We start from the raw sequence: 25254 nt of genomic DNA, 5'->3' as shown, positions 1-25254 counted from the left end.
ATCAGTGGGCGGTGGGCCCCCTGCACGTCAGCGTGAGTGCCTGGTAGTCCACCCGCACGGGGTTGTAGAACTGGCGATACCAGTTGAACGCGAAGGTCTCGCCCACGTTGTGCTCGTTGCACGCCGGCAGGCCTTGCTGGGTGCCAAAACCGCCGTTGGGCGTGCATCCAGGCTGGCCCGTGCAGGTGGTGTAGGGCGTCGAAGCCACCACCGACGACTCGGGCCACTCCCAGCGATACGGATTGTTGGTCTTGCCCACCAAATCGGACGCGCAGGCCTGGCGGCACACGGCCAAAGAGGTGCCGCCGGTGGTCCAGTTGTAGTCGCAGTAGTGCATGCCCATGTTGGAAACGCACTCGAAATCGTAGGAATAGGCGTAACGGATGTTCCCCGCGTCCGAAAGCGCGTTGCATTGCTCTTCGTAGAAAGCCCATTCGCTCACGTCGGCCGGCCAGTTGCCAGGCATCGGGGCAGGGGTCTCCACGCGGGTTACCGGCACGTTGTTCAATGCCCATTGCAGCCGTGCTGTCTCCGCTGGAGTCAGACGAACCACTGCGTCGGGATACCAGTATTGAATCGCGGAGGAGCCCGAAGGGAGCGGGAGGTCCACGTAATCGGAGGAATACCACGCCGCCACCTGCAAGCTGCCATCGCTGCAGCGCGGGGCCGTGGGCTTGCACGTGTTGACCTCGTTGCGACGGCCCCCCGTATCTGCCCACGCCGACCAGTCGCCGTAAGTGGGGCCGGGCAGGGCGGTGGTGCCGAACGGGCAATGGGTGAACACGTCCCGCGACCGCACCTGCTGGCGCTCCCAGGTGTGCGTGCCGGTTTGGCCTGACGGGCAGGCTTGCGAAGTGGACAGCCATTGATCCCGTTCCTCCTGGGCGGCTCCAGGGCAGGCCTGGCAATCCCTCGCCGTCACGGCCGCCACCGTCTGGGCTTGAACCCACGCCTCGGGATGCTCCCACGCGGCGTCTGAGGTTGGATCCACGTCGCCAGCGGCGCAGACCTGGCGTGTCCGCACCGTTTCCGTGCCCCACGTGCCCGTCGGACAGCTGGCCCGAGCCACCGAGCTTTCCGATTGCCGGCACGGCACCAAGGCCGGCGGAGCCGGGGTGAGGACCGGCGTTGGGAGCGGCTGAGGCACCGGAACGCTGGGCGCAACAGGAAGCGGCGGAACCGCCGGGGAAGGAGCAACCCCAGGGCCTGGCGACACACTCCCAGGAACGCCAGGCAGTGCATCGGGCACGCTGGGCGCGGTGGATACGGGCCCAGCCGGGGTCGGCGTTGAAGGGCCAGGGACGGCGGGCGTGGAGGGCAGGGGAAGCGTGGGCACCACGGCGACCGACGACCCGGCGACCAGGCCTGAGTAATAGACGACATCGACCACGGCCCCATCGGCCCCGCACGCCAATCCCAAGCCGGGGACGTCCAGGGTTCCGCCGTTGCCCAACAAAACACTGGTGTTGCCCACGATCACGTCCCGCACGTTCGCGTCGCCCGCAAGGGCGGAGACGAACGGCACGCAGGCCCGCGCAGGAAGCCCGGACAGCCCCACGGAGAAGGCATCCCCCGCCAAGCGCACCGTGGCCGGGGACACAGTCACTGCACCACCCCACGCGTTGCTCATGGTCGCTGCGCTGGCTTGGCGGAAGTCGGCGGGGGCCAGCCCATCTTCAAGGACGTTCAACGTGCTGACGCCCCGGAACGAGCCAACGACGCCATGGGACCGATCAACGCGGTTGGCCAGGTGCCGAACGTTCTCGACGTCCGACGCCACATTGACCCGAGTAGTAACGCGGGGGTAGACCCAGAACGCGGCGGCGCCCATGGCCGTGGCAACCCCCAATGCGAGCAGCAACTCGACCAGGCCAAAGCCTGGAGCGGAAGAACGGCGGCGAGGGCGGGCATGCGGTGTCATGCACTTCAGCATGCGACACAACCGCGTTTTGACAAGCCCCGACGGCAGTTCTTGATTTTAGTCAAAAATCTTTCAAATCAATGGGTTGACATCGGTTGGCGATGTGGTTGGATCGTGTGTAGGAGCGGTTTAATGGGTAAGCCGACCTATCCACAAAAAGAGAGTGAAGACATGAAGATTCATCCCGTCGAGCCTGCCAGCACCGACCTGGCGCATTTCCAACTCCACACCGCCGCGCGGTTCCTGGACCGCACCAATGGCCTGAACCAACTGGCCGACAAGCACCGGCGTCTCCAGCGCCTCGCCACCCGCGCTCGCCACGAGCGGCGTTGGAAGAAGGAAGAGGAGCGGTTCGTATGAGCCTCTTGAACATGGCCCTGCTGTTTGTCGGTCTCCTGGGCACCGCGGTGTTCTACCGGGACCTGGTCGCCAACCCCATCACCGCCGGGCGCGCCCTGATGCGCTTCTATCAACTGCCGGCGGAGCATCGCCAAGGAAGCGTGCTGCAAGAGGTTTCGAAGGCGTGGTGGAGCATCGTGCTGGTGCCGTTCTACGTGCTGGTGGCCCTGGTGCTCATCGGGGTTCTGGGAGGTGGGCAATGAGTGCCGGGACCGAAAGCCTCATCAGGGCCATCCAAACCAACGACCCGCTGGCCTTCTATGGGTGGCTACACACACTTAAGGGAACGTCCGACCTCGACGCTGGCGTGGCCGGCGATCCTGGCATCACTGCGTTGGCCGTCGCCTCCCTCATGTATTCCAAGGCCATCCAGTCGGACCCGGTCCTGGCGACGCGTTATGCGGCAATGATTGAGGCGCTTATGGACGCCGGGGCCAATCCGCTGGTTCAGATCGGGGAGCGGTTCGTGGTGCGACGGGGGCACACCGGGAAGCTGGAGCGGCGCCGGGTGGACGAAGGCCGAACGCTGGCGGAGGTCTGCGGGGGCGTTCTTTGCCCGGCCATGCAGGCATGGTTCGCACGCCATACCGCAGATTTGATGAACACCCACCTTCACCGCTACCACCCAGCGTTCATCAAGACTCAGCAACCGGTCGCTGAAGAGGTTTGAAGCGCGTGCCGGCGGCTACTCGCCGCCGAAAGGCGGGGTGGAGACAACGGCAGGGTGGGCCACGGCTTCCGCCGGGCCCCGGGGGAGCTGAACCTAAGACGTCTGCACCGCTGAAACCCCCTCGCTGCATGGCTCTTGCGGGAATAGGTTTGCATCGTAGTGTGTTGCACGACCTACCCATAAAAGGAGCCCATCTCATGCGTCTCGTTGTCTGCTGCTTCAAGGGGGGCGTGGGGCGCACCACGCTCTCGCTCAACCTCGCCGCCGCGTTTGCCGGCCAATCCCGCGTGCTCGTCAACGACCGCGACCCGCAATGCGGTTCCGTGGCGTGGTCAGCGATGAGCGACGGGGAAACGCCGTTCACCGTGAGCCGTGCCTCATCCCCAGGCTTCGACCTGGAGATTCAAGACCTGCCGCCCAGCGCCCCAGTGAAAGACCAGCTGCCGGACGCGGACCTCTACATCGTCCCAACGCTGCTCGACGGGGGCAGTTACGTCGTCTACCTGCGGACCATCGACACGCTGCGACGTCAGGGCAAGCCCTTCCTGCCGGTCGCCAATCGGGTCAACCTCAAGCGGGCGGAGCACCGCCGCCGGCTGGAAGATCCCAGCCTGGCAGGCGCCATCGTCATTCCCGAACGCGCAGCACTGGCCAGCTATTACGAACTGGGGGAAACCGTGTTCTCCATGCGAGGAGCTGGGGTGGACAAGGCCCGAGAAGACATTTTGCGGGTAGGTCAGGCTATCCAAAAAAGGTTGGCCAACCCGGGCCGGGGGAATGCATGATGGACATCCCAATGCTGCCCCTGCCGGACCTCATGGCTGCCAAGAAGACCCCCGCCAAGAACGCCGTTGCCAAAGCCCGCAAAGACCTGTCCACCGCCGCGAAAGTGGTCCACGCCAAGCCGGAACGCACGTATGCGCCGCTCATTGATCTGGACCAGTTTTCCGAAGAGCAGCTGGCAGAGCTGATGGTGGCTGCAGGGGACGCGCCTGGGCGGAGAACCTATTTCGACTACTCCGAGGAACGGCCCTACCTGCGGGACGGCCAGAGGGTTCACCTGGAGGTGGGGCGCGATTCAACGATGTTCGACTACCGCGACGAGCTGGGCGCGAGGACCGAGCGAACGATGGTCACCGTGCCGCCCAAACTGCGGGAGCAGATTCAGGACGTCACCGGGGAAGATCAACCGATTCTCACCACCGCGCTCATCGCGCTGGCGTCCTGGGCCTGCCAAGAGCTCAAAAAGAGCAAGCGTCGCCTCGTAGTGACCACGGCAACCGACGACCTGGACCCGGTGCGGAAGCAGGTCCGGAAAGCCATCGTGGGGCGGGCCCGGAAGAAGAGGTAGGGCTGATGCGGTTTGACGAGCGAGAGGCGGCCATGGGCCGCCTTTTTTATGGCTGGCGGCGGGTGGAAAGAGCAACGGCAAAAGCGGCTAGAGCAAAAGCATGTTGGGGAAAAGGCAGGTGGGGCCGCGGCTTCCGCCGGGCCCGGTGCTGGGCTGGAAGTGTGAGGCGTTTCAGGGTTTTCGTGTATTTTGCGGTTGCCCGTCACTTCTGCACTTTAGTCAAATAAATGTGTTGTTTTCGGGTTTACATTTTTACGCTCTGTCGTAGCCTGGATTTGCAGGGAGGCAATACCGCTGACCTGAAAACCAAACAAGGATTCATCATGAAAACCCCTCGCCGCCAAACCCTCGAAAACCGCGCCGCCCGTTTGGGGCTGCGACTCTCCGAAGCTGGGCTCCACGTCAAAATGGAAGCCGCCAACAACTGCGAAGCCATGCCGCGGTGGGAGCTTTCGGACGGGAAATACCAAGACAGTCTTTGCGGGTATGCCACCCTGGCCGAGGTTTCCGAGGCGTTGGATCACAAGGAAATCATGGCAGAGCTATGAGCAGGTCCTACGCCATCCCTGGGGTGTAGTGAAAGACAGGCGGCCATCGGCCGCCTTTTTTATGGCTGGCGGCGGGTGGAAAGAGCGACGGCAAAAGCGGCTAGAGCAAAAGCGTGTTGGGGAAAGGCGGGTGGGGCCTCGGCTTCCGCCGGGCCCGGTGCTTGGCTGGAAACGTGAGGCGTTTCAGGGTTTTTGTGTTTTCTGCGGTTGCCCGTCAGTTCTACGCTTTAGTCAAATAAATGTGTTGTTTTTGAGTTTACATTTTCAGGGCCTGTCGTAACCTGGATTTATAGGAAAGCAATACCGCTGACCGAAAAAGCCAAAAAGGTAACCGCCATGCAAAAAAACACTTTCACCATCGAAGCTGACTACTCCACCAACAGCTGGAGCAGCAGCTGGGAGCCCATCGACAACGCGGAATACTCGACACTCGCCGAAGCCGAAGCCGGCATGGAAGATCTGGAGCAGAAACTGGGCTGGCGCAACATGCGCATCGTGGATGAAACGCGTTTTGTTTGGGCCTACGGACAGGAGGGCGAGGATGAAGATGCCTAAGCTCTATGCCATCCAATCCAAGCAACCGGCCCCGCGCCGGTTGTCTGGACCGAAGAAAGAGCTGATCTACGTCGATGCATCCAACGTTCTGATTGAAAGCGATGCGCATGTCCTAGATATGCGAGAGCTTCTCAAGCTCCACAAAGAAGATTTAAAAAAGAGGAGCAATAGCGTTTTGCAGGAGATCGCTCGTGGTTCGTAACCCCTACGCCATCCGACCCAAGCAGCCGGCCCCGCGCCGGCTGCCCACGGTTCGCATTGCCCCCGACAAGGCCGCCGCGTTCCGAGCCCTCGCTCGCCAACAAGGCCTCACGCCTACCGCTGCCCTGGCTGCCCTGGTGGCCACCCATGCCGACATCCGGCAGCCGTTCGGGCCCCGAGTCCGTGCCAAGCATGGGCCGGATGGGAAGCGTTACGGCGCGATTTTGCCGGACCCGAAGGTGTCTGAAGAGGTGGCCCAGGGCCTGGTGCGGGATGCCCGAACGGCGGGGATCTCGCTGGGCGAGGCGATGCGGCAACTTGTAGATCGGTGTTTGGAGCAGAGCTGGTGAAGAATGCTGCAAGGCCATCGCAGCCGTTTTTGCTTACTCCGCAGAGGGGGAGGGTATTACTGCTGGCAAGGGCTTGGTATCTGATTCGATAACACTGGCTTGCCTAAGCTCCAGCCATTCCCGTAGTTCCGACACATAGAGTTGCCAATGCGGCGACCTTGAAGCGACATCAACTATGCGCGATAGGCCGGCAGCCCTGTTGATGTTAAGTGTGCTAATAATCAGCTCGATGAAGGAGTGCGTATCATCGACTGCTTCTATACCTTGTGCGAGTTCAATGATCTCAGTTCCTTCAATGTCATCTTGTGGTGGCAGACTACGGATCATCCAATGCAGCTGCGTCTCCGGCGCCGCAGCTGCATCATTCGCCGGGATAAGTTTTCTGATGCCTTCGAGGCAACGCTCACGGCGCTCCGACGCGCTGGTTTCGGTTCCAGTTAGAACCGCGTTGACACGTTCCCGTCGCTGGTGTTCGCTTGCATAAACATCACCGTCCAGCAAGAACAGCTGAGATTCGACGCTGTGTGCTCCGGACAGCATCAATCCAGCAGCGAGGGTGAAGCAGTTTGTCGCCGCGCCATAGGATGTTATGTTTGCATAGCGCTTCATTCCCAGCGAAAAAAGCTCGTGTTCCACGATTGTCAAGGTCATTTCGTCTTCGACAAAAACCTCAAGCGGCCGATCCCGTTCCCCGGTCAGTCGGTGGAGTGCCTCAGGCTTCGTATTTGAGAAGCAATACGTCTTGTTCTGATTTTTGACCGTGTGTAGGTGTTTGATGCTGGCAATCTTCGTGAGGTCAAGAATCGCCTCTCTGTGGGTTGTGAAGATTATCTGGAGCGATTTTTCTTTAGCTCGATCATGTAGGAGCTGCATCAAGCGAGTCAACGCGGCGGTGTGTAGTAGGAGGTCAACCTCATCAATCAGGATGAGTGAATACTTCGGCGCTTTGAAGACGACGGATAGGATTTCCAGAACTCTCTGCTCGCCCGCTCCCATGGCAAGCGCAGAATACCTGTTGCCATCGAGTGCAAGGCCATTGTATTTTCGTCCGGCATGCGCCTTGTGAACATTGACCTCGGTATAGGCACGGTTGAACACTACACCCATTTTTGCTTTTATGAGCGTGGCGTCAGCGTGCACCTCTGTTTGATAGTTGATGGCTGAGTTATAGGTCTCTTCCTCAATGCGAGGAACGCAGGACTTTATTCCGATGAAGTAAACGTCGCGCTCCGGGCGCCTCGAATAGCGAGGGGACCACCTGTCCGCCTTCTTTCTGTATTCGGTGCTGATGTCTTTATGCTCAGTCAAGCCGTCTCTAAATGAATGATGCATGATCAGCGAGCTGCCTGCCCACGTTGAATCGGATGTGGGAGTGAAGAACTCCCGAAACTGCCAGCTCTTGCCGTCCGATCCTTCGGGTGGCCTATAACAGCAAGCGAGCGCGTGCAATACCGTTGACTTGCCGCAACCATTCGGCCCGAGGATTGCAGTGAGCGGTTTCTCGTCGAATCGAATCTCATCCAAAGCCAAGATTCCCTTGAGCTTCGTGATGTTCAAGCCATGAATCACTTGCTGACTGATTGCCATTTCGTAGTCCCTTGACGATTCCTTTGTCGGGGCACTCAATCGATGCCCACCGTGCCGCTTCTGAGGCAATGATAGCGAGAGAGCGGCTTTAGTTCTTTAGCTTCACCCAGTCCACGCCCAGCTGCCTCACCTCATCGCTCCACGCCCGGTATTCGTCCAGCGGCATCGGGGCCTCCAAGCCGCGTCTGACACGCTCCAGGTATTTGCTCTTTCGGGCCATCGCCTCGCGATACAGCAGCTCCGCCTCCTCCACCCGGTCAGCACGGCGGGCGGCCCGCAGCTGGGCCAGCCGGCGAACGGAATCCGGGTTGGTGGACAGCACGCGGGGAGCATGAGGCAGCGCCTGGCTGCTGGTCATCGGAACCCGCTTGTGGTTGCTGACCGGGTCCATGACTCGGTGTCGCCAGCATTCCCGCCAGTCATCTGCATTGAGCGGCCCATCGCTTGGCACATCCAACGGCACGACGATCCCATGGGCCTCGATGAGCGCCCACACGGCCCGCAGGAACGCGTCCACCGGAAGCCGTAGAAGGGTCACCTGGCCCTCTGCCACCACCTCGCCCCCGTCCCTCATTCGTAACGCCAGCAGGGCCTCGCTCAGTGCCAAGGCATCGCCTGACCGCGTGCTCCAGCCCACCAGGCCAACGCGCTCCCCATCCACCTCACCCGACCAGGCGTAGACGCGGAAGCGGGGCTTGTCGAAACGGGCGGACAGGTTTGCCAGCAGCCGCTCACGCTTCGAGTGGCGGCTCAACGGGGTGAAGTGGTTCTCTGCATACAGCAACGCAGAGCGCCGACGTTCCAGCAGCAGCGCCACGCGGTCAGGGGTCGCCGACGCTTGCCACTCTTTCCAGCACACGATATCTCGCAGGCCCTTGGCAGCAACGCAGGGACGGCAGGCAGGCACCCAGTTCTCCACGACACTGACGGGGCCGCCCAGTTGCGCGGGCACCAGTGGCGTAGCCGTCCAAGACTTGGGAGAGGCCAGGTCGAGCGGAGCGGAGCAGAAGGCGCAGGCGTTGCCGAACTCGGCCAAAACAGCCTTGCGTTGCCACCCGTTGGCCTTGCCTTCCAGCGGGGCATCGGCTTGAGCAATGGCATCCAAGAAGGGGGTCAGCTCAAACACGGAACACCCCCCAGCCGTTCAACGCAGGCCCAGCAACCGGATCGCAGAACAGGGGCAGTGGGGCGTTGCAGGAGTTTGAAAAAGATTTGACTAAAACGCTTTGCCGAGCCTGTCGAACCTCCCCAGCGACCGCCGATCCAAAACCCAGAGCCCGCTTGCCCGAAACATTTCCAGACCAGCACTGGCCCCCCAACCGCTGATCGAATACCGGGGGGCAGTGAACTTCAACCGAGGCCACTCGCTTGACTAAAACGGATGGGGTCAACGCTTTCCAGGCACCCGAACCAAAACCAATAGCCCCTGCAGTCGTCCTCCAGAACCCCCGAGCAAAGTTGACTAAAACAGATGGAGGCAGGGCTTTCAGAACACCCGAGCAGCGTGACTGAACCCAACCACTCACGCGATCCCATGCTGGCCTCCGCTTGACTAAAACGAACTGGGACAGGGCTGGGGCGTGGGGGAAACGGCGGTCCCCGATTTCTGAGACAGGGGGTGCGGCGTCGGTGGAGAGGTGGGGAGCTGGATGGGTGGGGAGGCAGGCTACGGGGGCTGGCGAAAACTTTTTTGAGCGGCTGGGCGTGGCGGGAGTGAGGGGCATAGGGGGCTCCGGTTGGGTTGAGGATTGGGGCTTTCCTAAACTTCTACCGGGGAAAAGCGGAAGGGCAAGAGCGGGGGAGCAAAAACTTGGGGAGGACTGCGAGGGAAGAGGTTGGCTGCCCATTCACCGTTCAAGGTTTTCCGAAGGGTGAAGGGAGTAGGCCATACACAAGTCGCACTGAAGTGTTTTTCCGGCTTGGCTAGAAACGCTGCGCCTTTCCACCCGTCCAGGCCTTGCTGCGCCTTGTTTTCAGTCTTGGCTAACAACTTGGCCAACCGTTCGGCTGAAAAATGGCCGGAACCCCAGAAAAACAGAAGAAAAACGGCTTAGCCCACTTGCGCTTCTTAAATCCTTTGCTAATCCATGGGTGTGGATTTTCATTGCAGGGGGTTAAGTGGGTCGTCCGTCGCTTCTAACCAAATCTTTCAGCATCGCTCCCGATGAGTTGGAGAGCGCGCGGTATTGCGCGAAAGAACAAGGCGTTTCCTTGAACAAGTATTTGCGCCTGGCGGTCCTGGAGAAAAACCGGGGCGTGGTTCAGGGGCTTGAAGCGTCCGATGCGTTGGGCGACATCCGAGCCACGGTCCGCGAATCCGAAACGCGGAATGCCCTTGCCCTAGAAAGCGCGCTGGCGGACTTGCGAGCAGAGCAGAGCGCGGCGCTCCAGGCCAATGAAGAACTGGTGGTGAAAACCCTTCAAGCGTTTTCCCAGTTCCTGGCGCAGCAAGAACCCGACGCCGAAACCCTCTCCAAGCAACCGGCTGCCGAACCCAGTCGAGCTTCTGCTGCTACCTCGGCGTTCCTGCCTCCAAAACTCTAACCCTTTCCCCACTACCTCATAAGGAGGCATACCCATGAAGCGTTTCATCCTCACTCTCACCATCGCCGCGTTGCTGGCTCCGGGGCTTTCGTTTGCCCAGGACAGCACCCGGCCCGAACCCCAAAAGACCAACAAGCTGCGCCTGTTCAAGGCCGGCGGGATTGGCTGCGCTGCCGGTGCAGGCATCGCCCTGCTTACCGGCAAGAAAGACAAGGCCCTGACGGTGTGCGCTGCTGGGGCGATTGTCGGAGGCATTGCGTCCTATCAAGCCCAGCTCAAGGAGTTCCGCGAACTGGAAGCCGAAGCCAAGGCAGCTGGCCTGGATGCTCAGGTGCATACCAAGACCGTCGAAACCAAGGACGGCCAGGCCGAAGCCCTGGACAAGCTGGTCATCCGTTACCCGGCCGCTGACATGCAGCCGGTGAGTGCCAAGACCGGCGCCACGCTGGACAAGCTGGCCGCGTTGCTCAAGGCGAGCAAAGAAAAGCTGACGGTTGGCTTCAGTGGTGCCGATGCCGCCGTGTGCCAGGTGCCGGTCGTTGAGCTGGCAAAGCGCGGTGCGCTTCAGAACGCCACGGTCGATGACCAGTGCGGCCGGGGCGATTACGCCATCACGGTTTCGCCGATCCCCGACGTTCGCTAAGCCAACCGAGAGCTGGGGGGCGAAAGCCCCCTGGCTCAAATCTTTTTCAAGCGCCTGGGAGGAACCATGACACCCGAAGAACTCATCAAACAACGCAAGCAGCGCGAGCTGCTCGCCAAAGCAGCACAAGCCAAGACCACCGCCCCCACGGACGCGGAGAAGCTCGTCAGCGATGCGACAAAAGAAAACTTGAAAACCGCAGGCCGGCTGGCTGCAAGTTTTGGCAAAGCCTTGGCAGACAAAACCAAGCAAGCGGCCTCGGTCGCCGCTGAGAAGGGGCGAGAGGCGCAAGAAGCGTTGGCCCGGCGTGCGGAAGAGGCCAAGGCGCGCAAGGAAGCCGAAGCCGCAGAGAACGCGCGCCTGGAAGTCGAGCGCGCCCAGGCGTTGGCCGAGCAAGAAGCGACTGCCCAGCCCGAGCCGCGGGTGGTTGAGCCCGAGCCCGTTCAAACCGATTCCGCTCCCGAAGCGCCCGAGCCGGTTGTTGAGGAGGTGGTTCCCGAGCCGACAGCAGAACCAGAAGCAGGCCCCGCGCCTGTCATCAAAGAGCCGGTCAGCGCTCCTGCGCCTGCCGTCAGTGAAGCCGTGGACGCAACGCCTGCCGCTCCAGTGCCGGCCGAGCTGGTGGCCCCGTCTGTTCCGAACCCCGAACCGAGCAAGTCAGCTCAAGCCCCGGCACCGGCCCCCAAGGCGACGTCGACCCGGGCCCCGGTGAAACCGGAAGCCCTCAAGGCCAATCCGGCCGGTGAGGCGTCGGCGAAGGCCAGCAACAAGAAGGGCTGGCAACTTCTGGCTGGGTCGGGCGTGGCCGTCCTTGTGCTGGGTGGGGCGTTGGCGTGGTGGACCACTCACCGCTCCAGCGAAACCGTTCCGCTCCAAGACAAACCGGCTGCAGCAGTGACTGCCCCGGCCCCCGTCGCCGTGCCAGTTGCTCCGGTTGTATCCGCGCCGCCCCAGGTCGAGGAGCCCAAGCCCGTGACTGCCCCGGTGGAAGAGAAGGCCGCGGTCGCTGCCCCGGTTGTGGAAGCCCCGGTGCTGGCAGAGCCACCTAAGGCCCAGACCCCGGCAACTGCCCCGGCGTCAAAGCCGGTGCCGGTTTCGAAACCAGCTGCAAAGCCCAAGCCGGCCCCCAAGCCTGTTGCTAAACCCGAGCCGAAAAACGATTGGCAGGACCAAGCCAACAGCGATATCGACGCGTGGGCAGAAAAGATCAGGTGAGGTGCTTGCGCTTATCGAAAGCCTTGCTAGAAAGAATGTGTATCCATGAAAGATGGGAGGAAAAATGTTTGGGTGGTTGTTTACGCAGTATCGAAAGCCCGGAAAGCTCCACTTCGGATCGAAGTGGCTCAACCTGCATGGGCGATTTTTCATTGGTAACCCAGAAAGATTTGGGCTCTCCGATTGCCGAGAGAACGTCCTGACCTCGTATTACTACCTGCGGGCGGACCGGAAGATGCCGGTGGCAAACGATGGGGACTTTGATGCCTGGAGGATGGACGCCCTGCGCGCCAGCCAGGTTCGGCACGCCAGCGAAAAACATGTGTCCAAAGCCGGCTTTCTTGTCACCTCGGCCGCGTGCGTGGCCCTTTGCTTTGGGGCATTGGTCGTCAACAAAGTGAAAGGAACACGCCCTTCGCCGGCGGCGATCCAACTCGCGCCCTCGTTGTCGTTGAACGAGTGCAAAAAGAAATGGACGAGCGGCACCATCACGCCTCAGGAAATCGTGGCGTGTCAGGCGCTATCTCAAACCAACAACAACAACAACGGGAGGCACTGAGCATGTTGCTATCGCTGATGGATTGGACGGTCGGTATTGGCCGCAAGCTGTTCAAGAAGGACGATCAAGCGTCGAGCACGCTGGAGCAAATCATTCTGGACGGCAATGACCGCTACGAAAACTTGGTCGGGCGCTTTGACGTGAGCGACCGCGTGAAGAGCCGCGTGCTGGACGTTCCCCCAGAGGATGTAGATATGGCGGTCCAAGCGGGCGCGGTTTTCGACGAGAAAGAGATGGCACTGGTTGTGCCCGAAGAACTGGATCTGGACCAGTTCCATCCGTGGTGGCCGAAGGTTCCGGAGGATCTGCGCAACACCCAGGCCCGCATGATCATCACCAAGGAAGGACGTCGTGCCGAAGGCTTCGTGCTGGGGGACGACATGGCGCTGGGCGGCGACAGCACTGCAACCTCGCTGATGTATCTGGCCTTCCCGCTGATTGGTGCGGTTCAATACTTCTTGGGCTCGCTCATTGGCGTTTTTAGTTACGTGGTGCTGCTGGCTGCCATTCCTTACTTTGTTGCGTTGAAGCAAGCGGAAGGGATGAAGGAAGCCTTCAAGGGCCTGGCCCTGATGGTGCTGCCCGTGCTGATTGCAACCGCTTCGGCGGCGTTGTCGTCCGCGCTCCACGTGGACGCGGCCAGCATGGGGCAAGCAGCGGTTGACCCGATGAACACGGGAGCGGGGATGATGGCGGTCGCTGCGGGCTTTGCCAAAATGGCGGGCATCGTTCTTCTGATCTTGACCATTCCTGGCCTGCTGTTGTTTGCGGCCTTCCTGAGTGCGGCCTCGCATCCCCACCGGGGCGTGCTGGGGGGGACCGCCGAGCGCTTCATTCAGATGATGAAGTGGATGGTGGTGATCTTGGCCCTTGTTGGGGTTGGCTCCCTTCTCCCGGACGGAATAGGCGTGGCCGTGGCGTTTGTGATTGCGGCCATGTATGCCCTGCAGTTCACGGAAGGCAACTTCGTTCAAACGGCCGCTCGCCTCTATCTGCAGAACTTGGACAACAACCTGGCGACCCAGGGGGCCCTGTCCAAGTCCCACGTGAAGGCCCGCGAGCAGCAGGCTGCCGAAGCGTTGCGCGACAAGACCCCGCTTTTGAAGGTGGGTCGAGCGTCTGGTCACCTGAACGACCGCGGCCATGGCTTTGCGCCGGACAAGGGCACGGTGATGATGCTGTCCTGGCGCGACCTGACCCAAGGCCTGATCGTCTACGGGCGTATCGGTTCGGGCAAGTCCTTCAGCGTGCTGCGGCCGTTGGCCCGTCGCTATCGCGAGTCCGCATTGGCCGTAGGACTGCGGAATGAACTGAAGGGGAGCGCCGCGGGCGAGACCGTTCTTGATGCGAAGCGCAGCGGGGGGGGAGCACTCATCCTCGACGCGAAGGACGGCGCGATCATCTCCGATTTGGGCAAGGACGCGTTTGATATCGTCGTGCGCGCAGGCATGTCGGTGGCCCCCTACGAGGGCCTGGAGCCCGACCAAATCACCAAGGCCCTTCGCGGCGCGACCGGTGGCAAGGTCGATGAGAAGTCCAAGCTCTGGAGCGACGGCGGCGACGCGTTCCTCTTCCACACCGGCATCATCCTGAAGGCCGCATGCGAGCACGAGCAGGCCTACCGAGACTTCTGCATCGCCAAGCTGGAAGGGTTGGAGCACGCCCGGTTGATTATGCTGCTGGAGCGGGAGGAGTTGGAGAAGCGTGGCTTGGGGTTGGAAGACCTGGAAGCGGCGCTGGCTCGCGTGGAAGAGCAAATGGGCACTTACGCGATTGTGGCGGAGGCTTCCCGGAACTGGTTCTACACCCCATTCCACCATGCCAAGCTGTTGGCGATGGTTGAGCAGGTGGTGCCGACGCCGCGTGGCGGGGAGATTGCCAGCGCTCGCGTGCTGGAGTTGGTGAACTGGTTGGGGTTGGAGCGCCCGGATACGTCTAGCACTGACGAAGAGCGGGAGGCCTATGCCGCCTACTCCCGGGACTACCACAACCGCTTGGCCACCCGGTCCGAGACCGTCCATCCCGACTTGCTGCGTCCCATGTCCCAGCTGCAAAGCTCGCTGGAATGGGCATTGCTGGGCGTTCCTGCAATGCATAAAGAGCAGCGCCAGTCCTTCACGTTGAACTCGCGGGGGCTCATCGAAAAACTGCTTCGGGGTGAAAAGCTCCGGACGGCAGATGACATCCCGTGGCATTCCGTCGAACGTGGGGAAGTGGACGTCTCTCAGGCGCTTTACGGGAAGTTCGTGGGCTTGTTCCTGCCCCCCACCCAGTTCGGCGAAGCGGGCGACATGATGCAGCGGTTGCTCAAGCAGCGTGTCATGAACGGCATTCGGGCACGCGGGGCGCACGGCGACAAGTGGCGCGAAATGCTGCCGGGCCAAACCGACGTGCTGCTGATGATGGACGAGGCGCATTTGCTGCTGACTTCGGACGATGTGCTGCTCTTCAGCACCTCCCGAAGCCTGGGGTTGATGCCGGTGATCGCGGTGCAGGGCCACGACAGCCTTATCAACACCTACGGGTCGGAGAACGAAGCCGATTTGCTGGCCAACACCATGCAATCGGTCGTCGCGCTCAACCACTCGTTTGTCACACGCAACTACTTGATGAAGCGGCTGGGCAAGGCTCAGTTGACCACCTTCAAGGAGCCGACGCGTGGCATCGATTTCTCGGGTGGCTTGACCAACTTCCGCCACAGCGTTCTCAACGATCCGAACCACCCCTACGCAGCGGCCTACGAGCAAATGCTGATGCAGGGCGCAGGCCGCTTGAGCGCGCTTCGCGTGGATCCGGCGACGGGGCGCAAATGGCGCGTCGGGGCTGAAGACACGGTGGGCCAAGAGGAGCTGGCACGGGACATCGACATGCCCACAGGGGGCAAGCGGGAGGTCCTGCCGCTCTTCCTGGAAGAGGAATACCCGGCCCTGACCGCTGCACGTGGCAATGCGATTGTCTCGCTCTGCCGAGCAGGCGTGAGCCGCACGGACTTGGCCGAGATGATGCCCAACGACTGAGCCCCAAAAGGGCAAGGCAACCCTTGCCCTTTCCCAAAATCGATCAATGCTGACCTAACCACCCATTTCCTTGAAGGAGGACTTTATGAGCAATGCCCACCTCGATGCCTTGAACGACCTGCTGGGCGCTCGCGATAAACGGCGAGCCAAGCTGGCCGGAGAGCGTCCAAACGACCACCAACCGCAGAAGAAAGCAGCCTTCGACCAGTCGCTGGCGAAGGACCAGGCCGATATCCAGGAGAAGCAACAAGCCGTGTTGGACTGGGCCAAGCAAGCCAAGCCCGACGAGATCACCGACGCGCGTGAGCGGTTGCACGCACAGGTGCAGCAGCGCGCTGAAGACGCGCCCAAAGACAAGCACGCCCAAGTGGTGTTCAGCACCGTGGACGAATGGCGACAGAAGCGCCAGCAGAAGGACGGAGGGCAATCCTTGGGGGAAAACATCCCCATGCTGACTGCGGCCCAGCGGCAGCAAACCATGGGGCCTGGTAAGTTGGGCTACGCGCACTACGCCGCCAGCGCGAAGAAGGAAGCGGACTTCATGAAGCGCTATGAGGCGGGCTTCGACTGGGACAAGCACGAGGCCCAAGTCCAGAAGAACATCTACCGTCAATGACGGTCCATTCCCCGTGTCGCATCCAGGGCCCTTCGGGGCCCTTTTTGTTGGGCACGTTCCCTTGTTTGTGAGTGGATCGATCTACCCATAAAAGCAAACGGAAAAAGCGGCTCAAAGCAAGAAGCGGGGTGGGGGTTGATCATCTGGGGAAGAGAGAAAAAAAGGTTTGACTAAACATCAAAAGTGTCGATCAATCGAGATTTTTAGGGTTGCCAGTTTTATGGGATGTGGTTGACTGTAATCAGTCAAACACAACCGGGGGAGGCCCTTATGTATATTTTTGCCGATGCTTACGAGTTCGCCGTGGACAACGTGGGGAACCTGCTGATCACCTTGCTTTCGTTTTCGGTGGTGAGCTACGTGGCCGCCAACGTGGCGGGGTTGCTGGCTTGATGGCCTGGTTGAGGGGGGATTTGGAGCAGATGGATCTGCACACCGTTTCGCTTTTCCTACAAACCGGGGTTTTGGTTGGCGCGGCTTTCATCCTCAAGATCGCTTGCTGATTGCCAAAACCGAAAAAGACGGTATGCAAAGGGGATGGAACCCCAACACGACAATCCAGCAGGCAACCCAGGTGGGGGCGATTTCTTGAATCGTCCCCACGAGCCGTTGCTTCATCCCATTCTGCACCCCCTGACGCTGGCCCAGTTCTACGGGAAGCATCACGAGGCCGCCGCTGCCGCCGATGCGCGGGAAGTGTTGGACCTGGCCACGCGGTTTTGCCGAGAAGCCCAGGTTTCCGGGTTGGACACCCAGACCGACGCGGGCTTTGACTGGGTGCTGACCCCCAGCCGTTTCTCCAACCGCATTTCCCTGGAGCTGGGGCAGGGCGGCCACGCTGCGTTGCTTCAGGTCGATCCGGACCTATCCGCTCACCCGCTCGACGCAGCCATCCATGCCGGCGTGCTGGGCCACAAGCCCCTGGCCACCGCTTACGCCTTGCTCCCGGCCGAGCAGCGGGAGGGGCTGTTGAGAGAGCTGAGGGAATCCATCGACCAGGTCCAGTCGAACCGTTCCGCAGCGAAGCAGCTCCAGGCCCTCCGAGTCCTGCCTGAACTGCCGGTGCCGTCTCAGCCGCCTCTGGACATCGCCCAACTGCTCCGGCGGTTTGAGGTCCCCGATGCCCAAGCCCGGTTGGCGGCGGACCACGTCAAGGCGACCTATGGAGAAGCGCTGAACACCATGCATGGTAGCCAGGTGCTGGCAGCAGCCCATGCGCACGCCCCGCACTTGGGGCTATACGGAGCCCCTTGGCAGACGTGGCTTTGCGAGAGCGCAACGACCGGCAACCTGGATGGGGTGGAGGCCTGTTTGCGCATGCAGGCCGAGCCCAATGTGCCCGACGCCAACGGCGAGACGCCGCTACACCTCGCCGCGCGCCACGGCCACCCCGGCATCGTTCGTCGGTTGATTGAGGCCGGCGCGGATCCAGCGTTGGGGAACCCCCGCGGGGAGACTCCCCTGCATGTGGCGGCCCAACACAAACGCGCGCAGTGCTGCCTGGAGCTCATGGCCGCAGGCGCGGACCCTGGGCAGTTGGATCGTGAGGGGCGCAAGCCGGGCGACGCTCACCGGGAGAAGGCACGTGAGCAAGTCCACGGTTTATGACTGCTGGAGCTGGACGGTCCCGTCGAGCATCGAGCCAAGCCGGGCCGTCCGCTATTGGCCCCAGGCCCTGCTGTCTGGGGCATGCGTCGCGGCGCTGACCTATCCCGCGGCTCTCTGGCTGGGCTGGCAAATCCCATCATCACATTCACTGATGAACTTCGGTCAGGCACTGACTGGCAGCCTGGCGGCGCTGGGGAACCTTGCCACCGGCACGATCTCATTCCGAGAGCCTGCCGCCGCATTCTGGGAGGTGGCCAAGGAGCAGGCAACGTTTGGCACGTTGGCACGGGTCGGCGTTGCGGCGGGCTTGGCAGGGTGGGCGTCGATTTGGGCGACGCGGCGTGGGCTCATCCCGCGCTCAAATACCTGGCATGTGTCCGGCGCTCAACTGTTGCAGGGGAAAGAGGCCCTGACTGAAGCCCGGCGTCGTTCGCTTACAAAGAAGGAGCAGAGGGGCGAGCGGCATGCGTTGTCACTACATCCGGCTTGGGTGGTCAGCAAGAAGCTGCTGGCCCGTCACATGTTCATCTATGGAGCCGTGGGAATGGGCAAGTCAGTCATCCTGAAGCACCTGCTGGAACAGGTTGTTCGGCTCGACAAGAAGGCTTTCATCTACGACATCAAAGGAGACTTTACGTCGATCTTCGAGCGCCCGGTGATCGTCTGCCCCTTCGACAAGCGAAGCTGGATCTGGGACGTGGGCCGGGACGTAGCGACGCAAGCCCAAGCCGCCGCGTTCTCCCAAAGCATCATCCCCCCGGAGGAGGGCAGCGGCGCATTCTGGGCGTCTGCGGCGCAAGCCTTGCTGGAAGGGTGCGTGCGCGAACTCCAGGCCACGAAGGGCAAGAACTGGGGGTGGGCAGAGTTGGCCGCGTTGGTTGCCCGTCCCGCTGAACCGATGGCTAAAGCACTGTCGCTCTACTACCCCCGAGCCGCCGCTCTCATTTCCAATCCCGATTCGAACACCACCAGCAGCTGTATCGCCGTGCTCGCCAACGGCACCGCGGTTATCGAGCGCCTAGCCTTGGCATGGCCCGAGCGCACGCCTGGGCAGATGTTCTCCATGCTGGACTGGATCAAGGACGACTACACGGGATGCAAGCAGGTCATTGTTCAATCAGGTCCTGATGAGGTGCTAACCAAGGCCTACATCTCCGCCATGATCAACGTCGCGGTGCCGGAAATCATCGGCCCCTCGCTGCCAGATGACGAAACCGGGCGATTCCTGGGGTTCTTCTTCGATGAGCTTACCTCCGCCGGCAAGCTCAACATCGAGCTGTTGCTGGCCTTGGGACGCTCAAAAGGCGTGGTGGCCTGCATGGCCGTGCAGGATTGGTCACAGGTCGAGAGGGTCTATGGGGACAAGACCGCGCAAGCCTTTTCAGGGTTGGTCGGCACACACATTATTTGCCATCTCCAAATCGGCGAGACCCGGGAAAAAGTCTCCCGGAACCTGGGCAAGCGCACCGTGGCGTGGCGCACGCATGATGACAAGGCGACCGTCCACGAGGAGTCGAAAGCCGTTGTTCCGCCGGGGCGGCTCACTGACGACTTGGGCCCACGCAATGGCAGCGCCTATGGCTCCGAGAGTTGGGGCATCCGGGCCATTGTGCAGACAAGCCGGGACCCACTCTTGCTGGACTGGCCGGGCGTCAGCTACCCGCACGCGCGCGACGGCCAGGAACGCGCCGCGTGGACCCAACAGGGGGCGCGCCCGGTGGAGCAAAAGCCCATGCCACCGAGCGACGCGCAGAGCGCTGCAGAGGTCCAGCGGGTCTTGAAGATGACCGCCGACCAGGCCGCCGCGGAGCTGCGAAAACGTGGTGCCACGCCGCCGAAGCTCCGCGCCGTTTCAGACGACGAACTGGAAGCCATCTTCCGCAAGTAGTGGGGTTGTGGAGTCGCTGGGTTTTGGTAGATCTGAAGGGATACCCATTCCTGGAGAACTCCATGTTCAACGTCACCGCATTGACCGCTCAAGGCACGGACAGCAAGTCCGGCGCGGCGGTGGTCGAGTATCTGATGCTCACCGAGTATTACCTCGACAAAGACGGGAACGCGCAGGGCACCATGGCCTGGGGCGGCAAGATGGCCGCGCACCTCAATCTCTTGTCCACGGCGGTAACACGGGAGAGCATGAGCAAGCTGGCCGAAGGATTCGACCCCCAGACAGGGAGGGCGCTTTGCCAGAACGCAGGCCAGAAAGGCAAGGTGCGGCCAAAGGTGGACAAGAACGGGGATCCCGTCCTGGACGCCCAAGGCAAGCCCGAGGTCGTGGTGGTCGGCGGCCACCGGGTCGGCTACGACGTCACGGTGTCGGCGCCCAAGGACGTTGGGATTCTCTTTGCAATGGAGTCGCCAGAACGGCGCGATGCCGTGCTCAAGGCGCACCAAGCCGCCTCTACAGAAGCGATGAACCGGCTGGAACAGATGGTTGAGACTCGACGGGGAAAGGGCGGCAAGGACGTGATCGGCGTGAAGGGCCTGGTGTGGTCAAGCCACCAGCACTTCGCCGGGCGTGACCTCGACATGGATCTGCACACCCACCATCTCGTTTATGGGGTGGCGCTGGGAGCCGATGGCAAGGAATCGACCTTCGATGCCGTCGAAATCTATCGCCATGCCCGGGCCATGGATGAAATCTACAAGCTGGAGCTCTACAAGAACCTTCAAGGGTTGGGCTATCAGGTCGAGCACGTCCGAGAACTGGACGACGACGGCAAGGAGACCAACCGATCCTACGCACGCCTTGCGGGCATCGACCAGGACGTCATCGACCACTTCAGCAAGCGCCGGAAGGCCCTGCTCGAATACGCGGAGCAGCATGGGGTCAGCACCCAACAGGCGAACAAGGCCACGCGGAAGCACAAGAACGAGCCCACTTACACGGAGTTGGTCGAGCACTGGCAGGAGGCTTTGAAGGACTTCGAGCTGACGCCGGAGACGTTGAAAGCAGCGCGGGGGAACCTGAACAAGGTGGAACACAAGAGCGACGCCGAGCTGCTGGAACTGCTCCACGAGAACGAAGCCGTGTTCAACGACATTGATTTGGTGCGGGTGCTGGGAATGGAATACGCCGGCAAGTTGGACGCGGCCGGACTCCATGCCCGCATTGAGCAGTTCAAGCAAGACAATGGGCTGGTGCTGGTCAACGCCGAGCGCTTGGCAGACGAAGACCGGGGGCAGACACTGGCCCGCAAGCACACGGAAGACCGGTTCTGCGCGCCATGGATGTTGCAAGCGGAGCAAGCGGTGGTGGACATCGCCAACCGCCGGGCCAACGAGACCCAGCACCATGCTTCGCAGGCCACGGTGGATCGCGTCATTGAGGACTACCAGAAAGCCAAGGGCTTCCAGCTCTCGCAAGAGCAGTTGGTGGCCGTGAACCACATCTGTCGCGGCAGTGGCGGGGTGGCAAACTTGAGCGGCTTAGCAGGCACCGGCAAGACCACGATTTCCGAGCTCTACAAGGAAGCGCTGGAATCTGAGGGGATGGTGCTGCTGGGGGTGTGCGTGTCGAACAAAGCCGCCCAGAAGTTGGAAGTGGAATCAGGGATGCCCTCAACCTCCATGGCACAGATGCTTCACGACTTGGCCGAAGGCAAGCGCGAACTCCAGCCCAACGACGTGCTGGTCATTGACGAAGCCGGCATGGTGGACACGCGGGACACCCGAGCCTTGTTGGCCTACGCAGAGAAGGCGAAATCCAAGGTCATCCTTCAAGGCGACGCCGAGCAACTGCAGCCCATCGGGGCCGGGTCCGGTTTTCAGCTCACCAAGCAAGCGGTGGGCGATGTGAAGTTGACCGAGATTCGCCGACAGGCGCGGCAGGAGGACCGCGAGACGGCGATGGGGTTCTACGCCAAAAACGAGAACGGTGAAGTGGTCGATCTGAAAAAGGGCACCCGCAGCCGGCGCGAAACCTTGGAGCTGGGCGATGAGCAGAAGGAGCGCCTGATGGACTCCATCGTGGAAGCCCACTCGCAGGAGAAATGCATCGAGCGCCTGGTGAACGACTACTTCAAGAATCCAGCGGCGCTGGACGACAAGCTGGTGCTGGCCCACAGCCGGGCCGAGGTCGGCGCTCTCAACGCAGGGATTCGAAAAGGCCTCAAAGAACGCGGCGAGATCGGCACGGATGAGGTGGTGGTGGAGGGGCGCGTCAATGGACGAAAGTTCGATCTGGCCTTGGTAGAGGGAGATCGGGTGATGTTCACAGCCAAACGCAAGGACTTGGGTGTGGTCAATGGCACCCAGGCCACCATCCAATCCATCAAAGCGTCGCGCTCTGGCGGCTACGATATCGTCGGCACCTTGCGTTCGGAGAACCCAAAGGAGAATGGGCGCAAGGTGGTGTGGAACACGCACGAGCACAAGGCGGTGGTCCACGACTACGCGGTGACCGTCCACAAGAGCCAAGGGCAGGGCAAGCGCGAAGTGTTCCACCTTATGAACCTTGGGATGATGGACAACGCCAGTTCGCTGGTGGCCTTTACCCGTTTGACTAAAGGGAGCTACAAGCTGTATGGCACCTACGATGACGTGGAGCAACTCAACACCCGCTTGGGGTTGGAGCGATTGAAGGCGACCGTTCTGGACGCGGGGCTAAAAGACGATCCGCAACGGCCGGTTGTCCAGCGCCTTGGGGCAGCTGCACGCCCCACCGCTCAACGCCCAGCCGCTCAGCGAACGCGCATCCAAGGCAAGCTCGACGCGCTGCTGAAGGAGCACGCGGAACGCCCAAAACCGCAGAGGAGCGAGGGCGAGCGCAAGGCCCGTTGGCTGCTGGAAGTGCTGGAGCCGTTGCGGCGGGCGCGCAAGGCGTCTCCCAAGCTGCCGGCGCAGTCCCCGAAACACACGCAGGGCTTCTCGTTGTGAGCAGCAGGCTGGGCGGCCATGCCGCCCATGTGCTTTTCTCTCCAAACCGCTTTTGCTTGGAGGGGCGGCCCGCGGCTTCCGCCGGGGCCCTTGCTTTACAGGGTGGCCATGACCACGGCCTGCAGCACTATCACCGCCACGCCGAAAAGGAAGGGGTAGAGGAACAGCCATTTGAAGAACCCCCAAGCCAGGGACGACGGAGCCCCCGCCGAGCGGCGCGGAACCGCCTCGGGCCACGCATACCCCGCCGCCAAGGACTTCATGTAACCAGTGGTGCGCCTGCGGGGATCGCGGATAAGAATGCCCGGTGGCTTGCTATAGATTCGCCAGCCATGCTGAAAGGCTTTGTAACGCCAAGCGTATTCGTGAGCCTCCGCATCGGCCTGGGTGCCCGTCATGCTCGACAGCGGCACGAACGAGAATCGGCGCCCCTGCCAGCCCCCACGAGCGCTGCGGTGCTGCTGCTCGCGTTGGTTTAAGTCGACGGTCTGCCCCACGTAGCAGCACCCGTTGTCAAAGAACAAGCCGTAGAGATGGCGTGGGCGGGACAGGTATTTCTGATTGCGTTTCCAGTTCAAAGGTCCTCCCAAGATGGGTATACCTACATACCCATAAAAGAAAGATCCGATTCGTCAAGGCTCGCCACGAACAAAGGCCCCGAAGGGCCCTTGCCGAGATACGATCACCTCCTTTTCCACCACGCAATCGTTTAGCGCCCCAAGTTGATGCTCAACCCGAAGCCGGCCACCGGCTTGTTGCCAGAGCCAAAGGACAGGCCAGCAGAAATACTGGTGCGCTCAGACACCCGAGCACCCCAGCCCACGGCCATTGCAGCACTGCCCCCCGAGAATCCCACGCCCACGTTCAGGTTCACCTGGCCAACGGCCGTGCCCCCGTTCTGGGCCGCAGCGGTGGCCATCTGGCTCATCGCGCCGAGTTGTGCGCCCAAGCCGTTGACGCGGCGATCCTGGTGCCGCAAACGGCGGTCCGTATCGACCCAGCGGTCATCCCACACCTGCTGCATTTCGTAGACCTGCCCACCGTTCACAGCATCCGTGGACCCGCGTTCGATGCGCCCCGGAGCCACGCCGGTCACGCGCTGATTGCCCGCGTTGACGCCCGCAGTCGTCACCGAAGGGCCGCCTTGAATCGTCACGCCTTGGCCGTTGAGCGTGGTGGTGCCGACCTGGACGGAGCCCGCGTCAGACAGTTGCACGTTGTCGCTGACCGCCACGGTTTGGGTGCCGTCCGTGTTGTCGGTCACCTCGACGTTCTTGCCCGCCCTTACAGTCGAGCCCGCGCCGGTCCCGGCGGTTCCATCCACCCCATCGGTGCCGGCAGGTCCTTGGACCCCTGGCTCCCCTTTCAGGCTTGCCAGCCAATCTTGTTCATTGCCTTGGAAGCCGTTGGCCAACGCCACCTCGTAGGCGCTTAACCCATCTGCGCCGCGCGGGCCGGGCGTGCCCGAACCGCTGCCTGGGTTTTGTTCAAGGAAAGTCACCCGTCCATCTAGGTCGTCCAAAGCGGCTCCCACAGTTTGATGCGTGGCACCGCTGCGGAACTGATAAATGGGCGCGACAAAGTTGCCGTTGACGAACGTGGCGCCGCCGCCCAACGCTTGGGCCGCCTGACGGACCTGACCGAGGTTTGCGACGTCGGTGTCTGAGGTGCCGGCCCGAACGTTCGTGATTCGGCGGGTGCTCTGGCCTCCGTCCTCAAAAGTGGATCCCACGCTGACTTCGTCGCTGGCCCAGCAACGGCTATGAGAACCCAAAGCGACGCAATCCTGCGCTCGGGCCTCAGCCCCAACGCCTAGTGCAAGTGACTGAAATGCATCGGCAACGGCAGAACTGCCTATGGCGACTGCATGGTCAGCGTTTGCCTCTGCCAAGATGCCTTGAGCAATCGATGCATTGCCCCGCGAACGGCTGAAGTAGCCAAAGGACATGGAAAGATCCCCACTGGCTTGTGACTGGACACCAACCGCCAAGGAATGGGCTCCGGTAGCCGCGGATTGCGCGCCCAGGGCTATGGACGCTTCGCCCCCCGCGTAGCTCAGCGTGCCTACCGCGACGGCGCTCACCGCCGCGGCATTTGCGGCTTGGCCCGTCGCAATGGAGTTCGCGCCGGACGCTTGGGCATTCGTCCCCGACGCCACCGCGTTGTCTGCGGAGGCATTGGCTTGAACACCCGTGGCGACGGCCCCGTTCCCGGAGGCATTGGCATAGGCGCCCGTTGCAGTGGCATTCGGGGCTGAGGCTTGGGCGTATTCCCCGGTCGCCGTCGAGTTGTCTGCGGAGGCGTTGGCTTGAACGCCCGTGGCGATGGCCCCGTTCCCGGAGGCATTGGCATAGGCCCCCGTTGCAGTGGCATTCGGGGCTGAGGCTTGGGCGTATTCCCCGGTCGCCGTCGAGTTGGGTTCCGAAGCCGTGGCCCCGGTTCCCGTGGCGGTTTGAGCAAACGATGGGGAGGCAAACAACGAGGCCCCCATCAAAGCCGTTAAGATCGAAATGCGAAGCGAAGACATGAAAACCCTCCCGAGTATGGATTGATACTTCATCCATAGCAGGCGATTGCATTTCCGCAAGGCGA

23 protein-coding genes are annotated in these 25254 nt (G+C 61.8%); 18 read left to right on the top strand and 5 right to left on the bottom strand.

Features of this window, described 5'->3' with window-relative positions:
- Position 1: 1 nt before the first annotated feature.
- A complete protein-coding gene (locus ROV95_RS16550) occupies positions 2-1933 on the bottom strand; it encodes a type 4 pilus major pilin (RefSeq protein ID WP_080353161.1) in 1932 nt (643 codons plus the stop codon).
- A gap of 120 nt (positions 1934-2053) precedes the next feature.
- Between ROV95_RS16550 and ROV95_RS16545 the strand changes: the two genes are divergently transcribed.
- From ROV95_RS16545 to ROV95_RS16510, 8 genes are all read left to right on the top strand, one after another.
- Positions 2054-2281, top strand: coding sequence for a hypothetical protein (locus ROV95_RS16545; protein WP_143572931.1), 228 nt, complete (start codon positions 2054-2056; stop codon positions 2279-2281).
- A complete protein-coding gene (locus tag ROV95_RS16540; protein WP_049419303.1) occupies positions 2278-2523 on the top strand; it encodes a hypothetical protein in 246 nt (81 codons plus the stop codon). Before ROV95_RS16545 ends, ROV95_RS16540 begins: the two co-directional genes overlap by 4 nt.
- A complete protein-coding gene (locus ROV95_RS16535; RefSeq protein ID WP_049419301.1) occupies positions 2520-2990 on the top strand; it encodes a hypothetical protein in 471 nt (156 codons plus the stop codon). The genes ROV95_RS16540 and ROV95_RS16535 overlap by 4 nt, the downstream gene beginning before the upstream one ends.
- A 197-nt stretch (positions 2991-3187) precedes the next feature.
- Positions 3188-3775, top strand: a complete 588-nt coding sequence (locus tag ROV95_RS16530) for a ParA family protein (protein ID WP_049419299.1) — start codon at positions 3188-3190, stop codon at positions 3773-3775.
- A gap of 11 nt (positions 3776-3786) precedes the next feature.
- A complete protein-coding gene (locus ROV95_RS16525; RefSeq protein ID WP_143572929.1) occupies positions 3787-4341 on the top strand; it encodes a hypothetical protein in 555 nt (184 codons plus the stop codon).
- Positions 4342-4664: 323 nt separating this feature from the next.
- Positions 4665-4889, top strand: a complete 225-nt coding sequence (locus ROV95_RS16520) for a hypothetical protein (RefSeq protein WP_046433416.1) — start codon at positions 4665-4667, stop codon at positions 4887-4889.
- A 336-nt stretch (positions 4890-5225) separates the two neighbouring features.
- Complete coding sequence (locus ROV95_RS16515; RefSeq protein ID WP_049419296.1) at positions 5226-5444, top strand: hypothetical protein; 219 nt, start codon at positions 5226-5228, stop codon at positions 5442-5444.
- The gene (locus tag ROV95_RS16510) at positions 5431-5646 is read left to right on the top strand and encodes a hypothetical protein (RefSeq protein ID WP_024957697.1); all 216 of its coding nucleotides are present in this window, start codon (positions 5431-5433) and stop codon (positions 5644-5646) included. Before ROV95_RS16515 ends, ROV95_RS16510 begins: the two co-directional genes overlap by 14 nt.
- A 382-nt stretch (positions 5647-6028) precedes the next feature.
- On the opposite strand, the gene ROV95_RS16505 is transcribed toward ROV95_RS16510, so the two are convergent.
- Both ROV95_RS16505 and ROV95_RS16500 read right to left on the bottom strand, forming a co-directional pair.
- Positions 6029-7582, bottom strand: a complete 1554-nt coding sequence (locus tag ROV95_RS16505; protein ID WP_312545368.1) for an AAA family ATPase — start codon at positions 7580-7582, stop codon at positions 6029-6031.
- A gap of 88 nt (positions 7583-7670) precedes the next feature.
- Positions 7671-8708, bottom strand: coding sequence for a hypothetical protein (locus ROV95_RS16500; RefSeq protein WP_024957694.1), 1038 nt, complete (start codon positions 8706-8708; stop codon positions 7671-7673).
- 1085 nt (positions 8709-9793) lie between these two features.
- Between ROV95_RS16500 and ROV95_RS16495 the strand changes: the two genes are divergently transcribed.
- From ROV95_RS16495 to mobF, 10 genes are all read left to right on the top strand, one after another.
- Positions 9794-10126: a hypothetical protein gene (locus ROV95_RS16495; protein WP_130519073.1), complete on the top strand. Its 333-nt coding sequence runs from the start codon at positions 9794-9796 to the stop codon at positions 10124-10126.
- A 34-nt stretch (positions 10127-10160) separates the two neighbouring features.
- On the top strand, positions 10161-10769 hold the full coding sequence (locus tag ROV95_RS16490) for a hypothetical protein (RefSeq protein ID WP_049419283.1): 609 nt from the start codon (positions 10161-10163) through the stop codon (positions 10767-10769).
- 66 nt (positions 10770-10835) lie between these two features.
- Positions 10836-11984 carry a hypothetical protein gene (locus ROV95_RS16485; RefSeq protein WP_049419281.1) on the top strand — a complete coding sequence of 383 codons (1149 nt, stop codon included), beginning with the start codon at positions 10836-10838 and terminating at the stop codon, positions 11982-11984.
- Between the two features lie 64 nt (positions 11985-12048).
- Positions 12049-12543, top strand: coding sequence for a hypothetical protein (locus ROV95_RS16480; protein ID WP_024957450.1), 495 nt, complete (start codon positions 12049-12051; stop codon positions 12541-12543).
- Positions 12544-12545: 2 nt separating this feature from the next.
- Entirely contained in the window at positions 12546-15560 is a 3015-nt protein-coding gene (locus tag ROV95_RS16475; protein ID WP_130519071.1) for a TraM recognition domain-containing protein, read from the top strand.
- Between the two features lie 85 nt (positions 15561-15645).
- Complete coding sequence (locus tag ROV95_RS16470) at positions 15646-16176, top strand: hypothetical protein (protein ID WP_049419277.1); 531 nt, start codon at positions 15646-15648, stop codon at positions 16174-16176.
- A 270-nt stretch (positions 16177-16446) separates the two neighbouring features.
- Positions 16447-16569, top strand: coding sequence for a hypothetical protein (locus ROV95_RS16465; protein ID WP_255313069.1), 123 nt, complete (start codon positions 16447-16449; stop codon positions 16567-16569).
- A 195-nt stretch (positions 16570-16764) separates the two neighbouring features.
- Positions 16765-17784: an ankyrin repeat domain-containing protein gene (locus tag ROV95_RS16460; protein WP_149500864.1), complete on the top strand. Its 1020-nt coding sequence runs from the start codon at positions 16765-16767 to the stop codon at positions 17782-17784.
- Positions 17762-19672, top strand: coding sequence for a type IV secretion system DNA-binding domain-containing protein (locus tag ROV95_RS16455; protein WP_024957454.1), 1911 nt, complete (start codon positions 17762-17764; stop codon positions 19670-19672). Before ROV95_RS16460 ends, ROV95_RS16455 begins: the two co-directional genes overlap by 23 nt.
- A 62-nt stretch (positions 19673-19734) precedes the next feature.
- Positions 19735-22662: a MobF family relaxase gene (mobF, locus tag ROV95_RS16450; protein ID WP_136191679.1), complete on the top strand. Its 2928-nt coding sequence runs from the start codon at positions 19735-19737 to the stop codon at positions 22660-22662.
- A 95-nt stretch (positions 22663-22757) separates the two neighbouring features.
- On the opposite strand, the gene ROV95_RS16445 is transcribed toward mobF, so the two are convergent.
- The gene (locus ROV95_RS16445; RefSeq protein ID WP_024957456.1) at positions 22758-23240 is read right to left on the bottom strand and encodes a GIY-YIG nuclease family protein; all 483 of its coding nucleotides are present in this window, start codon (positions 23238-23240) and stop codon (positions 22758-22760) included.
- 131 nt (positions 23241-23371) lie between these two features.
- Positions 23372-25189: a YadA-like family protein gene (locus ROV95_RS16440; RefSeq protein ID WP_130519067.1), complete on the bottom strand. Its 1818-nt coding sequence runs from the start codon at positions 25187-25189 to the stop codon at positions 23372-23374.
- Positions 25190-25254 lie beyond the last annotated feature (65 nt).

It is taken from the genome of Stenotrophomonas maltophilia group sp. msm1, assembly GCF_032025805.1.
Lineage (GTDB): Bacteria > Pseudomonadota > Gammaproteobacteria > Xanthomonadales > Xanthomonadaceae > Stenotrophomonas > Stenotrophomonas hibiscicola.
The sequence above is the reverse complement of the archived record's forward strand: the minus strand, read 5'-3'. Positions and strand labels throughout refer to the sequence as shown.